The following is a 17,604-nucleotide window of genomic DNA, read 5'->3' on the forward strand; positions in this document are numbered from 1 at the left end:
ATTATGGAAAGGGAGATAGCCAACATTGAAGCTTTAATAACTGAGTACGAAATGGTAAAACATAATTTCGAGCAAGAACGCATTGCAGAGGATATCCCTAAATACGATGCGCTTTTAGAGGATTATACTGCTATGAGAAAAGAGTATTACCGCTGGAATCGAAAAAAAGCGGAGAGATATAATATTTTCCAAGTGCTCAACATTCGCCATGCAGAAACCAAGACACATACTCCTTTTCTAATTAATTTATTAAACCCAAAAGGGTCGCATGCGCAAGGACTACTATTTTTCAATCTTTTCATAGCTGCTATAGCTCCCGAGAGTAAAAAGCATCTTTTTAAAGATTTGAACATTTACAACCTTCGATTAAAAGAAGAAAAATCAACTGAGGACGGTCGATTAGATATTTTTATTGAAAGTTTTGGTCTTAAAGATCGATTTGTAATTGTTATAGAAAATAAAATAAACGCTGGCGATCAAGAAAAACAATTAGAAAGGTATTATAATCATTGTCTAAAAGAAGGATATAATGATAATAATATTCTTTTGGTTTATTTAACCAAATCTGGAACTAAAGCAAGTGATGGTTCTATTACTAAATTAGAGCAAAAGCGATTGAAGGAAGTAGATACATTAGTCAATATAAGTTATCGCAAGGATATTAGAAAAATAGTAAAAGCATTCATAAAACAATCCGATTCTCGAAAAGTAAAATTTATTACTAAACAATATCTAAGCATTATAAAATCATTTTAAAATGAGCGAATACGAAAATAAAATCTTTAAAACTCTTACATCATCAGAGGACAGGTTTAAATCAGCGTTTGAAATTGCCAATCATTTGAATATGGTTAAAAGAAAAATGATTCAGCAATTCTGGAAAAGTGTCGAAAAAGATCTAAATGAATTGATTCTAAAAACCGGTGAAAATTTTAAAGTAGCTCTAGACAGTGACTTATCTCATCCAACTTCAAAGTGCTATTTGTACGATGGAAAAAATCCATCTGTAAGGGTTTTATTTGAAAATTTATCTCAGAAACAAACTTTTGGAATTTGGTTTTCTGATGACAAAATCAATTATGAAAAAATAACTGAATATAGAAACGCGGTAAACTTAGACTTCGGTAGTTATTCTTTTAATCATTGGTGGTTTGCAAAAACACATGTGCAAAATGACTTTAATTCTTTTGAATCGCTACTAATGATTTTACCCGCTAAAATGAGTGAATATAGTATGTCAAAAGCACAAAAATTATTTGATTTCGCGGTAACGAATAAAGTTCACACAGAATACATAATTAATAATTGTCTTAAGTAATAAAGAGTCAATTACCAAGAACTAAAACAAGGTGTGATGCAACAATTGCTAACGGGTAAGATTAGGGTAAAAGTATAATTAATTATGAAAAAAACATTTAATATTTATTGTGACGAGAGTACTCACTTACAGAATGATGGCATGCCCTTTATGATGATTTCTTATGTAAGTTGTGCCTATCCTCAATTAAAAATACATAAAGCTTATGTACAGCAACTCAGAGCAAAACACAAGTTTAAAGGAGAAATAAAGTGGTCAGCTGTTTCTAAATCAGAATATGAATTTTATGCTGATTTAATCGATTATTTTTTTGCCACCGATTTAATGTTTAGAGCCGTAATTGTTGACAAGAGTAAAATAGACGAAACAAGAAAAGATTTTACCTACAATGATTTCTATTTTAGAATGTATTACCAATTAATATATCACAAACTGACTCCCGAAAATACGTTCAATATTTATCTGGATATTAAAGATACTTGTAGCCAGACTAAATTAGTGCGGTTACAAGAGCTATTAAATTCAAATAATAATATTAGAAACATTCAATTCATTAAATCATACGAGAGTTTTTTAATGCAGCTGTGTGATTTGATTATGGGAGCAATTAATTATCATTTGAGAAGTTTAAACAAAGTAACAGCCAAAAATAGATTAATTGAAAAAATACAATCGCATACCAAGATTTCATTAAGAGAATCAACACCAAAAAGCAACGATAAGTTTAACCTATTTTATATAGATTTAAAGTAAGTAGAATGCCATTAAATCAAATTAAGAAATATCCCGACTTACTTGAAATCATGCACTTGAATGAATATGCTAGAATAGTATCATTGAGAGCAATCTATGATAGGGACATTCAAGAGAATGAGAAACTTGCCTTTCAAACAAAGATAATTAGACCTATAAAAAAAGAGGGGCAACCTTCCTTTGACACAGTGTTTAATCATTTAATAAAAGAAGTTGAGGAAGTTGAAGAAAACGGGGAAATAATAAAAAAAAGAGTATTTGAAAAAGACAGAGCGCAACGATTACATTGGGTACGATTTCATATTGAATTAACTAAAAAATCGGGTGTCGAAATTTTTAGCACAGAGGAACGAGATGTTGTCAAACGTAAAAATGTTTTTAGAACCTACATTTATGATACAGAACAAGAGTATGTTGTAATTTTGGAACCTCAAAACTCAGGACTTGACTATTATTTGTTATCAGCTTATTATCTAAATAAAAGTTGGGCAACAAAAAATATGCTAAAAAAAATGAAGAAGAAATTACCAAGTGTCCTATAAAAACCGCAAAGCTCGGTACATATCTTGATGTATCGAGCTTCGAAACACTATCCTCCTAATGTGGTAGGTTGTGCGTTGCAAAATTACATAATAAAAACAATAAAAGTGTTTTTTATTAAAATATTTTTAAAAATCGAAAGATAAAATAACATGAAGCAATCACCAGAGTACATCTATAGCGAGTTGCCAGCGATAGCACTATTTGAAAAAATGGGTTACAGTTATTGTACTGGTGAAATGATGGAGGAACGCAATGATTTTACAGAAGTGATTCTCAAACAACGCTTGTTAGAGGCGATAAAACGCATCAATCCCTGGATAGATGACAACAATCTCAACAAAGCGTATAGTTTAATTACATCGGTCAATGGTGCTTCGTTAATGGAAATTAATGAGCAAATATGGGATATTATCAAAGGTGGAACATTCACACCAAAACAAATAATTGAGGGCAAAGAAGAATTTAGACCTGTACATTTTATAGACTATAACCATCCCGAGAACAATGATTTCTTGGTGGTGAACCAAATGTCTTTCCACAATAGATTGGGAAGAAAATCAAGACCTGACTTAATAGTTTTTATCAATGGATTACCAATAGCCGTTATAGAATGTAAATCGCCAATAGCTCCAAACGCTTGGGATTCTGCTTTCAACGACCTAAAAGAATACCAAGATTTAAACCAAAAACTATTTCATTTCAATCAAATTTTAGTTGGAATCTGGCAAGTAGATGGACGTTATGGAGCGATAAACTCTCCACAACAATTTTATTCAGTCTTCAGAACCAACAAAGACGATAATCTTGATTTATTGGGAATCAACCCAACGGAACAAGATAAATTGCTGTATTCCATTTTTCAAAAAGAAAGAGTTTTAGACATCATTCGTCATTTTGTTTTATTTGAATTGGATGAAGGAATCACCATTAAAAAACTACCAAGATACCAGCAATTAAGAGCCACCAATAAAACTATAGAACGTTTACAAGCTGGCGAAGGTGGTGTTGTTTGGCATACGCAAGGTTCTGGAAAATCGTTAACGATGGCGTATGTAGCTCGTAAATTGCAAGCTCCAGAATATGGATTTGACAATCCAACGGTTCTAATCATGACCGATAGAAAGGATTTAGACAGACAAATAACCACCACGCTTCAAAACGTAGGATTCAAGAATGTAAACCAAGCTTCATCTGTGGTACATTTAGATAAATTACTTCGCAATGACTACGGTGGAATTATTACCACTACCATTCAAAAGTTTCAAGAGACAGACAAAGAAGCAACTGCAACGATAGACCAAACCGAATTAGAAGAACATGGAAACTTGATGATTGAAAAACACATCAACGAAACCCAACTGACCAAGATTACAAAAGAACTTCAAAAAGGAAAATGGATTGAAATAAAACGAGAAGTAGTAGAACTAGAAGAACTTTCTAAAAAAGAAAACTTATATATTCTAGTAGATGAAGCACATCGAAGTCATTACGGATTTTTAGCTTCCTTTATGCGTACCGTTTTACCTAATGCTAAGTTTATCGCTTTTACGGGAACACCTATCTCTAAAGAAGACAAATCAACCCTAGCTGAATTTTATGGAGGTGATTATATTGATATTTATACCATCAAAGAATCTGTTGCAGATGAAGCAACGGTTGAATTATTGTATGATGAAGGTATCTGCAAGCTAGATGTGAAGAAAGAAGAACTTGACAAACAATTTGAAGAAACCTTCGCAGAAGCATCCGAAGAAAAGAAAGACAAGCTCAAGCGTGAAGCACTTAGAAAATACCAATTGTCAGCAGAACGAATTGATGATATTTCTAAACACTTAATCAACCACTTTAGAGACAAGATTTTTCCTGATGGACATAAAGCAATGTTGGTTTGTAATGGTAGAGAATCCGCTATCAAATACCAGCAAGCTATACACGCTTTAAAGGAAAAAGGGTATCATGATTTTGAAACTAAAGTAGTTATCAGTATCGGTACGCCAAAATCAGATGCGATTGCAAAAAAGTACTATGAAACCATAGAATGGAATCGAATTAATCCGAACAACAAAAGACCTGTTTACGTTGTGCCTCCAGAAGGAGTTAAGGATGCTACAGATAATTTTAAACTGCCATTTGGTAACGAAAATGAAACAGAAAAATCGGGTAAAAAGAAGTTTGACAACACTGCAATAATAATCGTTTCCGATATGTTGCTCACGGGTTGGGATGCTCCAATTGCTTCTTGTTTATATCTGGACAAACCATTGAAGGAACACAACCTTTTACAAGCAATTGCGAGAGTAAATCGTTCTCGAAAAGGTAAAAAAGCTGGGTTTATTATAGATTATAACGGAATAACCGCTTATTTGATTCAAGCCTTAGAAATCTTTTCGGGTGACATAAGACCTGATGATATTTTGAAAAACTTGAATGAAGAGTTCCCTAAGCTGGAAATGAATCATACCAAACTGGTTGACTTCTTCAGACCCATGAAAATTGATAGAAATTACGAACGAGAAAAATATATAGATTCTTCCGTTCGATACATTGAACCTATCAACAAACGAGACGACTTTAAAGCATTATTGAAAGACTTCAACAAGTCAATTAACATTGTTTTGCCCAACACCAAAGCTTTAAAATACCAAGCTGATTTTAAACTTTTTAATGAGATTAAGCTAAGAGCTAGAAACGCTTTTCCAGATGACGAAGATTTAAAAATCACCAAAGACGAGAGTAAAATGCTTCAGGCAATGATTGATGAACATTTAAAATCGTTAGGAATTCAAAGTTTGATTGGTGAGCCTATTTCTATAATAGATAAAGATAAGTTCAAAGAAGAAATCATGAACGCTTCACCAGCCACCAAGGAGCTAAAGATGCGAAACAATTTAAAGCACACCATCAAGGTTGGAATAGATAAGAATCCAGATTTTTATAAACCACTGGCTCAAAGATTAGATGAATTATTGAAGCAAAAAGAAGCGCAACGTATTGATGAAGCTCAGTTATTAATTGCTTATACAGCAATACAAGACGAAATCATTGAGGAACAAAAAGAAGGAGAGCAAAAAGGATTTGTAACGGAACGAGAAAGAGCGGTTTACAATTCAATGAAAGTTATTTTTGCTGAGGATGCCGAGGATGCTACCAAAACTCTATTTGACCTTATAAATGGGGAATTGAATATTGTAGCTTGGGAGTCCAAGGGTCAAGTTCAAAAAGACATCGAGAACAAAATATTTCGATTCGTAAAGACCAAACTGGAACGTACAGAAGCGAAGGAGAAAGCAAGAGAAATGGTAGAGGTTTTAAAGAGAAATAAAGATGTGTAAAGAATTAGATAATTATAATTGGTCTGAATGGCATACCTTTCCAGACCCTCGAAAAGGAGAAGTTTTAACAGCTCCTTTTGGATGTGGGTTATATCAATTAAAAAACAAACACACTGAAGAATATATTTTGTTTGGGATTAGTAGTAACTGTGCATATAGAATGACCTCATTATTACCAAGCCCACTAGGGCGCGGAACAAGAAACAATGCTTCGAAACGAGAATATATTTTAGACAACTTATCTTCAATATTTTACAGAACAATTTCATTTTTGGATAAAGATGATATGAAACAAACTGAGAAGGAAATTAAAAAATTAAATATTCATCAATACAATACTTAGATAAATGCCTAAAGTTCAATACGGAAATAGAACTATCGATTATTCTTTTACAGAAAAAGAAGGTCTTAAATCACATTATATCATTGTAGAAAAAGGAGCTGGCGTGATTCTAAAAGGGAAGTTGATTCAAGAAGAGTTTGCCAATAAACTGATTCTAAAAAAAGCTAAATGGATTATAGATAAATTAGATTTGGTGAGCTCAATAAGTGAAGGAGATATAGTTACTGGTTCAAGAATCCAATATCTAGGAAAGAAATATTATGTTGAGCTTGTTATAGTGGAAGATTTTACTAAAATTGATATTGATTTTACGGAATCTAAATTTAAAGTTTCACTTCCAACACATCTGAATAGTCAAGAACATTTGCTACAAGCTTTTGATAATTATTTTAGAGTAAAAGCACAAGAAAAAATTGAACCTATTCTTAGGAAAAAATCAAAATCAACTGGTTTAATTTACAGCAATATCAAATTTATGAAGCTTCAAAAACGCTGGGGAAGCTGTACACCTACCAATACAATAATAATAAATTACAACGCCATTAAACTACCTTATTCACTCATAGAATATTTGGTTGTTCATGAATTAGTGCATACCAAGGTCAAAAGCCACTCCAAAGAGTTCTGGGCTGAGCTATCAAAGCACATTCCTAATTGGAAAGAATTAGATTCAAAAATGTACGGTATGAAATTGTAAATAAGTTCATCTCTTTATAGTTACACGAGATTTAACGAAAATGTGACAAATTAATACAATCGTTTTTATAATTGTATAATAAACTGAAGGGCATGCAATATTAAAACCACAACCCAAAACAATCACCCCTCCCTATCCTTAGGAATAGCAAAGAAAAAGCTACTTCCCTCTCCTATGATGCTCTCTGCCCAGATGTGGCCCTTGTGGTAGTCGATAAAATCTTTACAAAGAATGAGTCCCAGTCCAGTACCTCCTTCGTTATTGGTTCCTAGGGTTGAGTAGGGACTGTCTATTTTAAATAATTTATGTAAGTCATTTTTAGGAATTCCGATGCCGCTATCTGTGATTGCTATCTGGAATTGTTGGTCGTTTTCGGTGCTTTGAATATTTAATTTACCATTGTTAGGGGTAAATTTAATCGCGTTTGAAATCAAGTTTCTCAAGATGGCTTCAATCATAGCTTGATCTGCGTATTGTGATGCATTTGCTTCTAAATTCAAGCTTATGGCGATATCTTTTTGTTCGATTAATGTTTGAAAAAGCTCTATGGTGTTTTGGATCGTTTCATTGATGTCGACTACTTTTGGTTTAAAAGCAATTCTTCCGGTTTGGGAGCGCGTCCACTCCATTAAATTACTGAGCAAGTCCATTGCATGATGGGAAGAGCTATTAATTATTTCGGCGTACTGTAGAATACCATCGTAGTTATTTTCTTGAACCTCACTTTTTAGCAACTCGGTAAATCCGATAATACCATTAAACGGACTTCGTAAATCGTGTGCGATAATCGAGAAAAACTTGTCCTTAGTAGCGTTGAGTTCTCTCAGTGTGTTTTGGCTTTCAATTAGTTTTTCTTCTGCTTCTTTGCGACTCGAAATATCATTTACGGAAGCAATCATGCACTGCTCATTATTTATAGTAATAATTTGGGCGGTTATAAGACCAAAGAAAAAATCGCCATTTGCTTTTTTAAAAACGTATTCGTGATCCTTAACAAATTTGTTTTTTACAAGGGTTGCAATAAACTGCTGACGGTCGTCTTCCTTTTTCCACAGTTTTAAATCACTTGCTTTGCGGCCTATTAACTCTTTTGGTTTGTAGCCAGCGATGGCTTCAATACTTTTATTTACTTCAAACACTTTACCGTTAGAAAGCTTAGATAAAATGGTAATGAAAGGCGTGGTATGAAATGCTTTTGAAAATTTCTCCTCTTGGGTATTCAGCTCGGTGATTAAGCGTTTATTGTACATAAGCGAGATACTGTAGGCTAGAAATACTACGATTATTTGCCAACTCAATAAAAATAGTGCTTCTGTAGCATCTCCGCTAAAAAAATCTTCGTTACCATGTGGATTAGCTACTAAATACAGCAGCCTATACATTTGTATGACCAGTATGATGACAAATACAATTCCGATTTTTTGAGTTATTTTTTTAGTTTCATCACCCACTCTCTTCAGCATTAGATAGGCGATTTGCGAAGACAAAAGCACATACATTCCCGCCAAGTTTACTAATCTAAAATACAAATCAGGTTTACCAAAAGTAAAATAGCTATGGATAGCTAAAAAAGCCGCTAATAATACATAGTTATTAATCTGGTTGCTTCTTTTGTCTGCAAATTTTTCAAAACCAATCAGTAATACTACACAAGAGGCGACGATTAAAAAATTACCCACAGGAATAGACAGCCAATCAGCGATTACATTTCTAAAAATGACTAAAATATTTCCAACAGCGCTCATAAAAAAACTAGCTAGTATGAGCAAAGTACCAGGAAATCTCTTCTTGATCTGGAAGTACGTCAAAATCATTAAAATCAAATTAATGATATTAATAAGAACGATACTTAAATAAGTAGTACGTATATCGATAGGGAACATAAATAAGCGCATATTAGCATTGCTACTATTACAGTAGCAATTTATAAATAATTAATAGCTAGGTCATTTAACTAATATGGTAAGCTTGGGGCTTACTACAAATATATGTAAATGTTAATAAATTCTTAATTATTTAGAGATAATTCTCCGCTAATCACGATGTAAATCAGCTGATTCTATAGGTTGTGAAGCTAGTTTGCTTGATGTAATGACCATTGCCATGCTTATTTCTCACACTAAGTTGTATCAGCAATGCCTAAGAAGCCATAAAATCTAGGAATAGAACGACTATAATCAATGATGTTAAACAGAGAAAACCTCAAAATAGCGGAGCATTTTGAGGTTTGCTATAAATATAGAGGGACTGCTAATTGCTTCTTAACAGACAATATTAAGTTCAAGCAGGGTGCACTGTCCTAATACCTTTTAGTACTCTCTACTAAATACATGATAAGTAAAACACTTATTGACAAAATTATAATCGTTAGTGCAAATACAAGCTTAGAGGAAGGAACGAAATTCTCATCGTTAAGTTGCTGTTCTGTTTTCTTAAATTTTAAGTAAGCTAGTAATAATACAACAGCACCTACTGCTACTAATATGATTCCTATTATCGAAGAATAGCCATGTTGTGGAGGAAGGCTGTGGTCTTTACCTAGCAGTAACGAAATTTGTTTTATAAAAAGGGAAAATTTCACCACTACAAACCCAAAAGCCATGATACCAATGCTTGTGCGAATCCAAGCCAAAAGTGTGCGCTCGTTAGCGAGATGTTCCCTTGCGTTTTGCGAATTTATAGGTTGCTTCTTTTCGGTTGTATTGTTTTTATTTTCTTGTTCCATCGTTAAAAGTTATGCTGTATTTTAATTGTAAAAATAGTCATTCTCGTTCAGGTGATTTGCGTAAGGGATAGTAGCGGCATCCTTTTTATCTTGTTGTTCAAGATGAAAAGATACAGCGAATAGCCCGGCCGTACTGTAACCTAGTGAAAGTACGGATACGCCCTAATCCTTATATTTAAAAGATTTGTAATTTGGTATTGCTTAATTATTCGCTTTTTTTATTTATTTCAAATTCCCATCAGAAAAGCGTTTTCTAATTTCTTTTTTGTCAAATTTACCCACGCTCGTTTTGGGGATTTCGTCAAGATAGACATAATCTTTGGGGATTTGGTATTTTACAAAATCCCTATCTAAAAACGCCATTAGTTCCTCGTTTGTGGTTGGGTTTTCTTTATTGATCAATACAATTGAAGCCAGTGGTTTTTCGACCCATTTTTCATCTGGGATAGCGATTACCGCCGCCTCTTTAATATTAGGGTGCGCCATTAAAGCCGACTCTAAAGCAACACTCGAAATCCACTCGCCACCGCTTTTTATAAGGTCCTTTGTACGGTCTTTTATTTCCATATACCCGTCTGGATCGATGGTGCTCACATCGCCGGTTTTAAACCAGCCGTCAGCTGTAAAACTCTCTTGATTGTTTGTTTTAAAATACGAATTGATTACCCATGCCCCTTTTATTTGTAACTCTCCCATTGTTTTACCATCTGAAGGAGCGAGGCTACCGTCGTCACTCATAATCCTGATTTCGACTCCTGGAAAGGCAATTCCTTGCTTAGCGCGAATGTTTAATTGCTCACTAACAGGCAGCTCTAAGTGATGCGGCTGCAATCGCGAAACGGTTCCTAACGGAGAGGTTTCTGTCATGCCCCAAGCTTGTGCGCCTTTTATACCAAAATCACGTTCAAAGTCTTCAATTAAACTTTTAGGCAACGCTGAACCGCCCACAAGATATTCCTTTAATGACAGTTTCTCCTTAGGTGGATTTGCTTTCATAGCATGGTAGACGCCAAGCCAAATCGTAGGTACGCCGTTTGCTTTAGTCACTTTCTCTGCTTGTAAAATATCAATTAACGCTTCGGGCTGTAAGTTGGATGAGGGCAGCACCATATTTGAACCAGACAGCAAACACAAATAAGGAAATCCCCATGCCATCACGTGAAATTGAGGCACAATTAGCAAAAGCGTATCCTCGTTACTGAAATTTCCCGCGTTAGGAGAGACAATATTTGAAGCATGCAAATAAGTGGAACGATGCGAGTATAAAACGCCTTTAGGCAAGCCCGTGGTTCCGCTGGTGTAGCACATTCCGCAAGCGTCGTTCTCATTTAAAACAGGCCATATAAAATCTTCCGATTCCTCTGCTAGTAAATCTTCGTAGTGAATAACATTGGGTAAAGTGGTTGTGAAATTTGCTGGAGCATTGAGTAATACATAGCATTCTACTGTTTCAAGTAGCGAAGCAATTTTTTCTAGTAAGGGCACTAGTGTGGCATCAACAAAGATCACACGGTCTTCAGAGTTATTGATAATATACTCCGTTTGACTACTTGAAAGTCTAATATTTATAGGGTGACACACCGCGCCTATCCCTGATATGCCGTAATACAATTCAACATGAGGGGCATGATTCCAGGCAAAAGTGCCCACCATATCTCCTGGCTTGATTCTGAGTTTGTTCTGTAAAGCATTCGCTAGTTTTTTACAACGCTTGTACATGTCCCTAAAACTATATTCGTGGCGACTACCATCTGGCAAGTAGCTTATTATTTTTTTATGATGGTACACACTGTTACCATATTCTAGAATAGTTGTTGTTGTAAGCGGGTAATCCATCATTAAGCTTTCCATTCTATGTGTTTTAAAAGGTTTGTATGTCGCTTTGCTAGCTGATGTTCAATGTTTTTATTGATCGAAAAAAAGCTTTGAAGCGGCTACTTTACTCGCTATTATTTAACTTTTTTAGGGTGTTTTGCCAACAATTTAATTAGTTAAAAAAAACTAAGATGTAAGACGTAACATTAGAAATCACAGGCCACAAGCTTTCTCAAATATAAAGTAAAATTCAGAAATAGATTGTATTTTTAAAGGCAATACTTGATGTACCTAAATCATTTTATAAAAAAAGAGGAAACCGTAGCTTCCTCTTTTTTATTACTCATTATCATTACTCTTTACAAGCAACTTTATCAAACTTATATTTGACTCTTTCAAAATCAATAGGTTTTCCTTTTACAAAGTAAGAAGCCCCCATGGTAGTTTGGATTTCGCCATTTCCTAATATTAATTGGTCTCCTTTTTTCAAGAAGGCCATTGGGTTTTTATATGTTTTCTCTTTATAGTCTCCCTGAATAAAAGTGTAGCTAGCATACAGTGTATCTCCTTTAAATTCTCCTGCAAGATTCCCTTGTTTTGTGGGCATGTTTTCTATAGTCATTTTCATGTCACCTGTTATTTGCCCGTTATCAAGGGTGTTCAGTTTTAATAGCAGAGTATCTTGTTCATAAATTGCTTGATAGCAGTCTGAACTTACCGTTTTTTGAACTGCAAGCTCTGCTGGTGTTTCTGCTTTTTCTTCTTGATTATTTTTACAACTTTGAAGCGCTATGCAAGATAGAGCGAAACAAAAAAGACTGATTTTTTTCATATTGATGTTTTTTGATTACTATTTATTCATTGGCGAAAGCCTACGCTAATTTAGTCATTATTCTTAACTTAATGAATCCTTATGACGAACAATTTTAGACTTTTGTAACAAGTGCTTGTTCTAGCTTTTCTTGATCCTTTGCAAAACAAAATAATTTTAATATTGTATTAGTAGTTTATCTTTGCATAGTTATTTTGCGCATCATAGTAATGCCTTTGGAGGAAGCGATTTTGCAAGCAATTTTCACCAGAATACGCCCTATTTTAATGATTGCATTAATGGGATCAATGCAATTATTGCCCGCAGCACTTTCATCAGGTATGGGATCAGAAGTCCAAAAACCGCTAGCAATTATGATTGTAGGTGGATTAATATTCTGTATGTTGTTATCTTTGACGGTGCTTCCTCAAATTTACTATTTAGCCTATAAAAAATCAGAACAAAAAAATGAAAATAAAGATTGATAAATTCGTTCTCGCCATAGTGATTACCCTTTTTCTAGCGTACTTATTTCCGCAGTTTGGGGGTAAATCAAGTCCGTTAGATTTAGACAAAATGGCGAGTATAGGAATTTCACTGCTGTTTTTTTTCTACGGACTTAAATTAAGCCCGGAGCAAATAAAAAGCGGATTAGTAAACTGGAAACTGCATCTGTTGGTGCAGGCTTCCACTTTTTTACTATTTCCTATAATTGTATTGTTGTTTTATCCTTTAATGCAAACAGAAAATACTAAAACCATTTGGTTGGCTTTTTTCTTTATTGCTTCCCTCCCATCTACTGTTTCATCAAGTGTGGTTATGGTTTCAATCGCAAAAGGAAACATTCCTGCAGCCATTTTTAATGCCAGTATTTCAGGATTGATTGGGATAGCGATAACACCATTATGGATGGGTTTCTTTTTGAATAGTAAAGAGGCAAACTTCGATTTAAGCAGCATCTATTTTAAATTAATCACCGAAGTTTTAGCTCCTGTAATTGTTGGATTGCTATTGCACCGTTTTCTAGGAAAACTAGCTGCTAAGTACAACAGCTACTTGACGACCTTTGACAAATCAGTAATTTTATTAATCATCTATAAGACTTATGCCACTTCATTTGAGGAAGGTATTTTTAGCATTTTGAGCCTAACAAACCTTGCTCTTATTGCAATATGTGTGCTGGCATTATTTTATTGCGTTTATCTTACCATTGGTTTAATTGCTAATAAACTACAGTTCAAACACAAGGATCGCATTACAGCACAATTTTGTGGAACTAAAAAATCACTTGTTCACGGAACTATTTTTTCGAAAATACTCTTTCAAAATGTAGCTGCCATGGGAATTATCTTGCTGCCTTTAATGATTTTTCACGGAATACAGATTTTTGTTATTAGTATTATTGCTAATAAATACGCTAAAGAATAACTCCCATTAATTCTTACACACAGCTTAAGTATTTGTTAATAGAAGCCAGATTTAAAAACGACTTGATTAATTTTGTATTGAAATAAATCATACCCTAAAATCTATTTTTTATTAATGAATCATCTTGACAAAGCTAATTTTATCGAACAAGACACTTTTATCTATTGCCTAGAAGGCGTTGCTGATGTAGAAATAGCAACAGAAACTGAGGTAGTCGTTAATTTAGAGCAACTCGCTTTTAACTATGGTGTGGCAAGTATTTATAAAACTTGTGATACTATTGAAGGTCTTGAGGACAGCTTGAACGCCTTGATTTATGACGATCATGGTTTCAAGGATTACGAAATCATCTATCTCGTTATGAAAGGAGAAGAGAATAGCATTTGCTTGAATGATTATTTCTACACTCTTGATGAAATAGCCGAAATTTTTGAAGGTAAATTGACGGGTAAAATAGTCCATTTTGCCAATTCAAAAGTCCTAGACCTAAGCTCAGACGAAGCACAGTTTTTTATAGATGTTACTGGCGCCAAAGCCATTTCAGGCTATGGTACCGCATTTAATAGTTTGACGAGTATTAATCTTGACAAAGCATTTTTTAGTTTTTTTAAAGAGAATGATAACGTATTTGAAATCGTAGAAGAGCTGCATCAAAAAAATTACGATTTATGTAAGCTTCTCGATTTTAGATTATATTACTAAAATTACAAGGAACTTCTTGTTGTAAAAGCCGTTTACTCATTTTCTTTTAGCTTTCGCCAAAGCGCAAATTCTGCTACCCATTTTTCGTTTGTTGCTGGATACAAACCAATCACGGCGTTTCCTTCCTGTACTTTTTCTAGCACAAAATCTTCAAACAAGGTCATTTCGATACATTCACTGGCTACTTCGTCAACAATATGTGCGGGAATTACCATCACACCATCATCATCACCCACAAGAACATCACCCGGAAAAACGGCTACATCACCACAAGCAATAGGCACATTTATATCGAGCGCTTCATGTAACGTGAGGTTGGTGGGAGCACTTGGTCTTGAATGATAGGAAGGGATGGCGAGCTTAGCGATATTAGCCGAATCTCTAAAACCGCCGTCTGTTACAACTCCTGCAACACCACGTACCATTAATCTAGTTACTAAAATGTCGCCACCTGAAGCCGCGCGTGCATCTTTGCGGCTATCAATTACAAGCACATGACCCGCAGGACAATTCTCTACCGCCACACGCTGCGGATGATCGGCATTTCTAAAAACGGTAATTGGGTTGCGATCTTCACGAGCTGGGATTGATCGCAACGTATACGCCTCACCTACCATATTAGGCTTCCCTAATTGTAATGGTTTTACATCTTGAATAAACTGGTTTTTAAACCCTTTTTTAAACAAGCAAGTTGCGATTGTTGGTGTACTTATTGATTGTAATTTTGCTTTGGTTGCTGCTGATAATCCTGCCATTTGTAGTGCGTTTTAATAAAAAACTAAGGTATTCATTTTTGGTTAACCAATTTGTAAATCAATCATTTTTTTATGAACCTTTGTAAAGTCGTAGATTCTTAGCGCGTAATTCTTTCTTATACTCATTTCTAAACTATCTTTATACAAATTTAAAAATGCAGCTGTTTACTTAGTAAGCCAAGATACTGTTTTATGCAATCGTGCTAGCAGCAGTCCAATTTTATCATGCTAATCACTTATTCGAACAATAATCTAGCTACTATTTAAAACCTAGATTGCATTTTTTACGTAAATTTTGTCAGTAATCGCAAGGACAACCGTCTATTAAAATAGGATTAATATAAAAAACAAAATGAGAAAGAGCCTCTATTTTTTACCCCTTTTATTTTCTTTTGCTTTATCAGCACAGCAATCAATTCCGCGGGTATTGAAGTTGCTTAATAAAGAATCTGTTCCTTATATAAAGGTAGCCGAGTTAAAAGAGAAGAAAAACCTTGTATACCTTGATGCTCGCGAACCAAAAGAATATCAAGTAAGCCATATAAAAGAGGCATTGTTTGTGGGTTATGACGATTTTAAAAGTGATGTTGTTACCACTAAAATAAAAGATAAAAGCACGCCTATTGTGGTGTACTGCTCTATAGGTGTACGTAGTGAAAACATAGGTGAGAAGTTACAAAAGTTAGGTTATACTAATGTGTACAATCTTTACGGCGGCATATTTGAATATAAAAATGAAGGCGGAACGGTATACAACAGTCAAAATCAAGCAACAGATAGTGTGCATACGTACAACAAAAAATGGAGCAAGTATTTAACTAAAGGTAAAAAGGTATATGAAAAATAAAGCATTAATCATTTTTACTCGAAATCCAGAACTTGGAAAGGTAAAAACACGCTTGGCTAAAACCATAGGTGATAAAAGAACGCTTGAAATTTATAAAGAATTATTACTACATACTAGAAACGAAACGCAATATATTGATTGTGATAAATTCTTGTTTTACGATACTACAATAGTTGAAAACGACATCTGGTCAAGAGCGCATTTTAATAAAGAATTACAAACTCCAGGAGATTTGGGCACTAAAATGCAAGCTGCTTTTGATTCCTTATTTAATAAAGGGTATGATCATTGTGTCGTAGTGGGCAGCGATTTATTTGACTTAAAAGCAGGCATTATTGAGTCGGCTTTTAATGCTTTACAAAATAATGATGCTGTAGTGGGACCTGCAGAAGATGGTGGTTATTATTTATTAGGTTTAAACCAAAGCACTCCAGCGGTTTTTACTAACAAAGAATGGGGAACAGCTACCGTTTTTAAATCCACAATGAACGATTTAGAAAAGCTGCAAGTAAAGCTATTAGCCACTTTAAACGACATCGATACCTTTGAGGATCTTGAGCGCAGTGGCTACAATGTTGACTTAATTAAACATAAACTATAATAAGAACATGGAAAAATATAGTACCATTTTTTTAGAATCCTACAGTGGATACTTTAATTATCTTAAAAACGAAATCCTGTACTGGAAGTGGGATAACTATTTTTACGGTTTGTTGAGTATTTCGCTTATTGTGTGGTTGCTAGAAATTGCATTTCCATGGCGTAAAAACCAAGCAGTTTTTAGAAAAGATTTCTGGCTCGACTTATTTTATTTATTCTTTAATTTCTTTCTACTGAATTTGATTCTGCTTATCGCTTTATCGAATGTTACAGCTACACTAATTAATGACTTTTTACTGCTCTTTGGTTTAGAATTGCAGCCTATTCAATTATTTTCTATCGAAAATTTATCTCGTCCTACGGCTTTATTTTTGTTTTTTATTATTAGTGATTTTATACAATGGAATGTACATAGAATGTTGCATACTTTTCCGTTTTTATGGAAAATACACAAAACACACCACAGTATTAAGGAGATGGGTTTTGCAGCTCACTTTAGATACAACTGGATGGAACCTATTGTCTATAAGTCTATTTTATACATTCCTATTATTTTGATAGGTGGTTTCAATGTACAAGATGTATTTATCGTGCATTTTATAACGATTGCAATAGGACACTTGAACCACGCAAACATTGGCTGGGATTACGGAATTCTCAAATATGTATTCAATAACCCTAAAATGCACATTTGGCATCACAGTAAAGTAATTCCTAATCGTAACGGAGTCAATTTTGGTATTTCTTTGAGTTTGTGGGACTACCTTTTTAGAACAGATTACATCCCTAAAGATGGCCGCGATATCGAGCTAGGATTTAGCGATGATAACGAATTTCCAGAAGACTTTTTAAAGCAAGAATTTTATCCTTTAAAAAAATAATTTTTTTTTTGTCAGGAATCCAATAATACGCAGTCTATATAATCAGTAACATAA

Annotated in this window: 17 protein-coding genes and 1 pseudogene; 13 read left to right on the forward strand and 5 right to left on the reverse strand. The window is 34.2% G+C overall.

What is annotated here, in order from left to right:
• Positions 1-3: 3 nt before the first annotated feature.
• The 7 genes from HNQ00_RS10310 (at position 4) to HNQ00_RS10340 (ending at position 6,986) form a co-directional block, all read left to right on the forward strand.
• Positions 4-756, forward strand: a complete 753-nt coding sequence (locus HNQ00_RS10310; protein ID WP_173838382.1) for a PDDEXK-like family protein — start codon at positions 4-6, stop codon at positions 754-756.
• A 1-nt stretch (position 757) separates the two neighbouring features.
• The gene (locus HNQ00_RS10315) at positions 758-1,318 is read left to right on the forward strand and encodes a hypothetical protein (protein WP_173838384.1); all 561 of its coding nucleotides are present in this window, start codon (positions 758-760) and stop codon (positions 1,316-1,318) included.
• Positions 1,319-1,402: 84 nt separating this feature from the next.
• Positions 1,403-2,071, forward strand: coding sequence for a DUF3800 domain-containing protein (locus HNQ00_RS10320; RefSeq protein ID WP_173838385.1), 669 nt, complete (start codon positions 1,403-1,405; stop codon positions 2,069-2,071).
• A gap of 5 nt (positions 2,072-2,076) precedes the next feature.
• Positions 2,077-2,613 carry a hypothetical protein gene (locus HNQ00_RS10325; protein WP_173838387.1) on the forward strand — a complete coding sequence of 179 codons (537 nt, stop codon included), beginning with the start codon at positions 2,077-2,079 and terminating at the stop codon, positions 2,611-2,613.
• Positions 2,614-2,763: 150 nt separating this feature from the next.
• Positions 2,764-5,946 carry a type I restriction endonuclease subunit R gene (locus HNQ00_RS10330; RefSeq protein ID WP_173838389.1) on the forward strand — a complete coding sequence of 1,061 codons (3,183 nt, stop codon included), beginning with the start codon at positions 2,764-2,766 and terminating at the stop codon, positions 5,944-5,946.
• Positions 5,939-6,289, forward strand: coding sequence for a hypothetical protein (locus HNQ00_RS10335; RefSeq protein WP_217425264.1), 351 nt, complete (start codon positions 5,939-5,941; stop codon positions 6,287-6,289). The genes HNQ00_RS10330 and HNQ00_RS10335 overlap by 8 nt, the downstream gene beginning before the upstream one ends.
• Positions 6,290-6,293: 4 nt before the next feature.
• Positions 6,294-6,986 carry a M48 family metallopeptidase gene (locus HNQ00_RS10340; protein WP_173838391.1) on the forward strand — a complete coding sequence of 231 codons (693 nt, stop codon included), beginning with the start codon at positions 6,294-6,296 and terminating at the stop codon, positions 6,984-6,986.
• A gap of 122 nt (positions 6,987-7,108) precedes the next feature.
• On the opposite strand, the gene HNQ00_RS10345 is transcribed toward HNQ00_RS10340, so the two are convergent.
• From HNQ00_RS10345 to HNQ00_RS10360, 4 genes are all read right to left on the reverse strand, one after another.
• On the reverse strand, positions 7,109-8,869 hold the full coding sequence (locus tag HNQ00_RS10345; RefSeq protein ID WP_173838393.1) for a PAS domain-containing sensor histidine kinase: 1,761 nt from the start codon (positions 8,867-8,869) through the stop codon (positions 7,109-7,111).
• Positions 8,870-9,285: 416 nt separating this feature from the next.
• Entirely contained in the window at positions 9,286-9,711 is a 426-nt protein-coding gene (locus HNQ00_RS10350) for a YidH family protein (RefSeq protein WP_173838395.1), read from the reverse strand.
• Between the two features lie 222 nt (positions 9,712-9,933).
• Complete coding sequence (locus HNQ00_RS10355) at positions 9,934-11,562, reverse strand: long-chain fatty acid--CoA ligase (protein ID WP_173838397.1); 1,629 nt, start codon at positions 11,560-11,562, stop codon at positions 9,934-9,936.
• Positions 11,563-11,878: 316 nt separating this feature from the next.
• The gene (locus HNQ00_RS10360; RefSeq protein WP_173838399.1) at positions 11,879-12,358 is read right to left on the reverse strand and encodes a hypothetical protein; all 480 of its coding nucleotides are present in this window, start codon (positions 12,356-12,358) and stop codon (positions 11,879-11,881) included.
• 209 nt (positions 12,359-12,567) lie between these two features.
• On the opposite strand from HNQ00_RS10360, the pseudogene HNQ00_RS10365 reads away from it, so the two are divergent.
• The 3 genes and pseudogenes from HNQ00_RS10365 to HNQ00_RS10375 all read left to right on the forward strand — a co-directional run.
• Positions 12,568-12,822 (forward strand): annotated as a pseudogene (locus HNQ00_RS10365) (efflux RND transporter permease subunit); the annotation flags it as partial.
• Positions 12,806-13,765 (forward strand): bile acid:sodium symporter family protein, encoded by a 960-nt coding sequence (locus tag HNQ00_RS10370; protein WP_173838401.1) that lies wholly within the window; start codon positions 12,806-12,808, stop codon positions 13,763-13,765. The pseudogene HNQ00_RS10365 and the gene HNQ00_RS10370, both read left to right, overlap by 17 nt.
• A gap of 114 nt (positions 13,766-13,879) precedes the next feature.
• Positions 13,880-14,467 (forward strand): DUF6642 family protein, encoded by a 588-nt coding sequence (locus tag HNQ00_RS10375; RefSeq protein WP_173838403.1) that lies wholly within the window; start codon positions 13,880-13,882, stop codon positions 14,465-14,467.
• A 32-nt stretch (positions 14,468-14,499) separates the two neighbouring features.
• Here the strand turns inward: HNQ00_RS10375 and HNQ00_RS10380 are convergent, their stop codons facing one another.
• Positions 14,500-15,222 carry a ribonuclease activity regulator RraA gene (locus HNQ00_RS10380; protein ID WP_173838405.1) on the reverse strand — a complete coding sequence of 241 codons (723 nt, stop codon included), beginning with the start codon at positions 15,220-15,222 and terminating at the stop codon, positions 14,500-14,502.
• A gap of 352 nt (positions 15,223-15,574) precedes the next feature.
• Between HNQ00_RS10380 and HNQ00_RS10385 the strand changes: the two genes are divergently transcribed.
• From HNQ00_RS10385 to HNQ00_RS10395, 3 genes are read left to right on the forward strand one after another with little or no spacing between them, the layout of a single operon-like run.
• On the forward strand, positions 15,575-16,069 hold the full coding sequence (locus HNQ00_RS10385; protein ID WP_173838407.1) for a rhodanese-like domain-containing protein: 495 nt from the start codon (positions 15,575-15,577) through the stop codon (positions 16,067-16,069).
• Entirely contained in the window at positions 16,059-16,670 is a 612-nt protein-coding gene (locus tag HNQ00_RS10390; RefSeq protein ID WP_173838409.1) for a TIGR04282 family arsenosugar biosynthesis glycosyltransferase, read from the forward strand. Before HNQ00_RS10385 ends, HNQ00_RS10390 begins: the two co-directional genes overlap by 11 nt.
• A gap of 7 nt (positions 16,671-16,677) precedes the next feature.
• Positions 16,678-17,550, forward strand: coding sequence for a sterol desaturase family protein (locus HNQ00_RS10395; protein WP_173838411.1), 873 nt, complete (start codon positions 16,678-16,680; stop codon positions 17,548-17,550).
• Positions 17,551-17,604 lie beyond the last annotated feature (54 nt).

Origin of the sequence: Flavobacterium aeripolare (assembly GCF_013294025.1) — a bacterium.
Lineage (GTDB): Bacteria > Bacteroidota > Bacteroidia > Flavobacteriales > Flavobacteriaceae > Flavobacterium.

Excerpts from the sequence above, each read along its gene's own strand:
- HNQ00_RS10310 (WP_173838382.1), top strand. The coding sequence starts at position 4 with ATGGAAAGGGAGATAGCCAACATTGAAGCTTTAATAACTGAGTACGAA.
- HNQ00_RS10335 (WP_217425264.1), top strand. The coding sequence starts at position 5,939 with ATGTGTAAAGAATTAGATAATTATAATTGGTCTGAATGGCATACCTTT.
- HNQ00_RS10370 (WP_173838401.1), top strand. The coding sequence starts at position 12,806 with ATGAAAATAAAGATTGATAAATTCGTTCTCGCCATAGTGATTACCCTT.
- HNQ00_RS10345 (WP_173838393.1), bottom strand. The coding sequence starts at position 8,869 with ATGTTCCCTATCGATATACGTACTACTTATTTAAGTATCGTTCTTATT.
- HNQ00_RS10325 (WP_173838387.1), top strand. The coding sequence starts at position 2,077 with ATGCCATTAAATCAAATTAAGAAATATCCCGACTTACTTGAAATCATG.
- HNQ00_RS10320 (WP_173838385.1), top strand. The coding sequence starts at position 1,403 with ATGAAAAAAACATTTAATATTTATTGTGACGAGAGTACTCACTTACAG.
- HNQ00_RS10330 (WP_173838389.1), top strand. The coding sequence starts at position 2,764 with ATGAAGCAATCACCAGAGTACATCTATAGCGAGTTGCCAGCGATAGCA.
- HNQ00_RS10385 (WP_173838407.1), top strand. The coding sequence starts at position 15,575 with ATGAGAAAGAGCCTCTATTTTTTACCCCTTTTATTTTCTTTTGCTTTA.
- HNQ00_RS10380 (WP_173838405.1), bottom strand. The coding sequence starts at position 15,222 with ATGGCAGGATTATCAGCAGCAACCAAAGCAAAATTACAATCAATAAGT.
- HNQ00_RS10390 (WP_173838409.1), top strand. The coding sequence starts at position 16,059 with ATGAAAAATAAAGCATTAATCATTTTTACTCGAAATCCAGAACTTGGA.
- HNQ00_RS10360 (WP_173838399.1), bottom strand. The coding sequence starts at position 12,358 with ATGAAAAAAATCAGTCTTTTTTGTTTCGCTCTATCTTGCATAGCGCTT.
- HNQ00_RS10355 (WP_173838397.1), bottom strand. The coding sequence starts at position 11,562 with ATGGAAAGCTTAATGATGGATTACCCGCTTACAACAACAACTATTCTA.
- HNQ00_RS10315 (WP_173838384.1), top strand. The coding sequence starts at position 758 with ATGAGCGAATACGAAAATAAAATCTTTAAAACTCTTACATCATCAGAG.
- HNQ00_RS10375 (WP_173838403.1), top strand. The coding sequence starts at position 13,880 with ATGAATCATCTTGACAAAGCTAATTTTATCGAACAAGACACTTTTATC.
- HNQ00_RS10395 (WP_173838411.1), top strand. The coding sequence starts at position 16,678 with ATGGAAAAATATAGTACCATTTTTTTAGAATCCTACAGTGGATACTTT.
- HNQ00_RS10340 (WP_173838391.1), top strand. The coding sequence starts at position 6,294 with ATGCCTAAAGTTCAATACGGAAATAGAACTATCGATTATTCTTTTACA.
- HNQ00_RS10350 (WP_173838395.1), bottom strand. The coding sequence starts at position 9,711 with ATGGAACAAGAAAATAAAAACAATACAACCGAAAAGAAGCAACCTATA.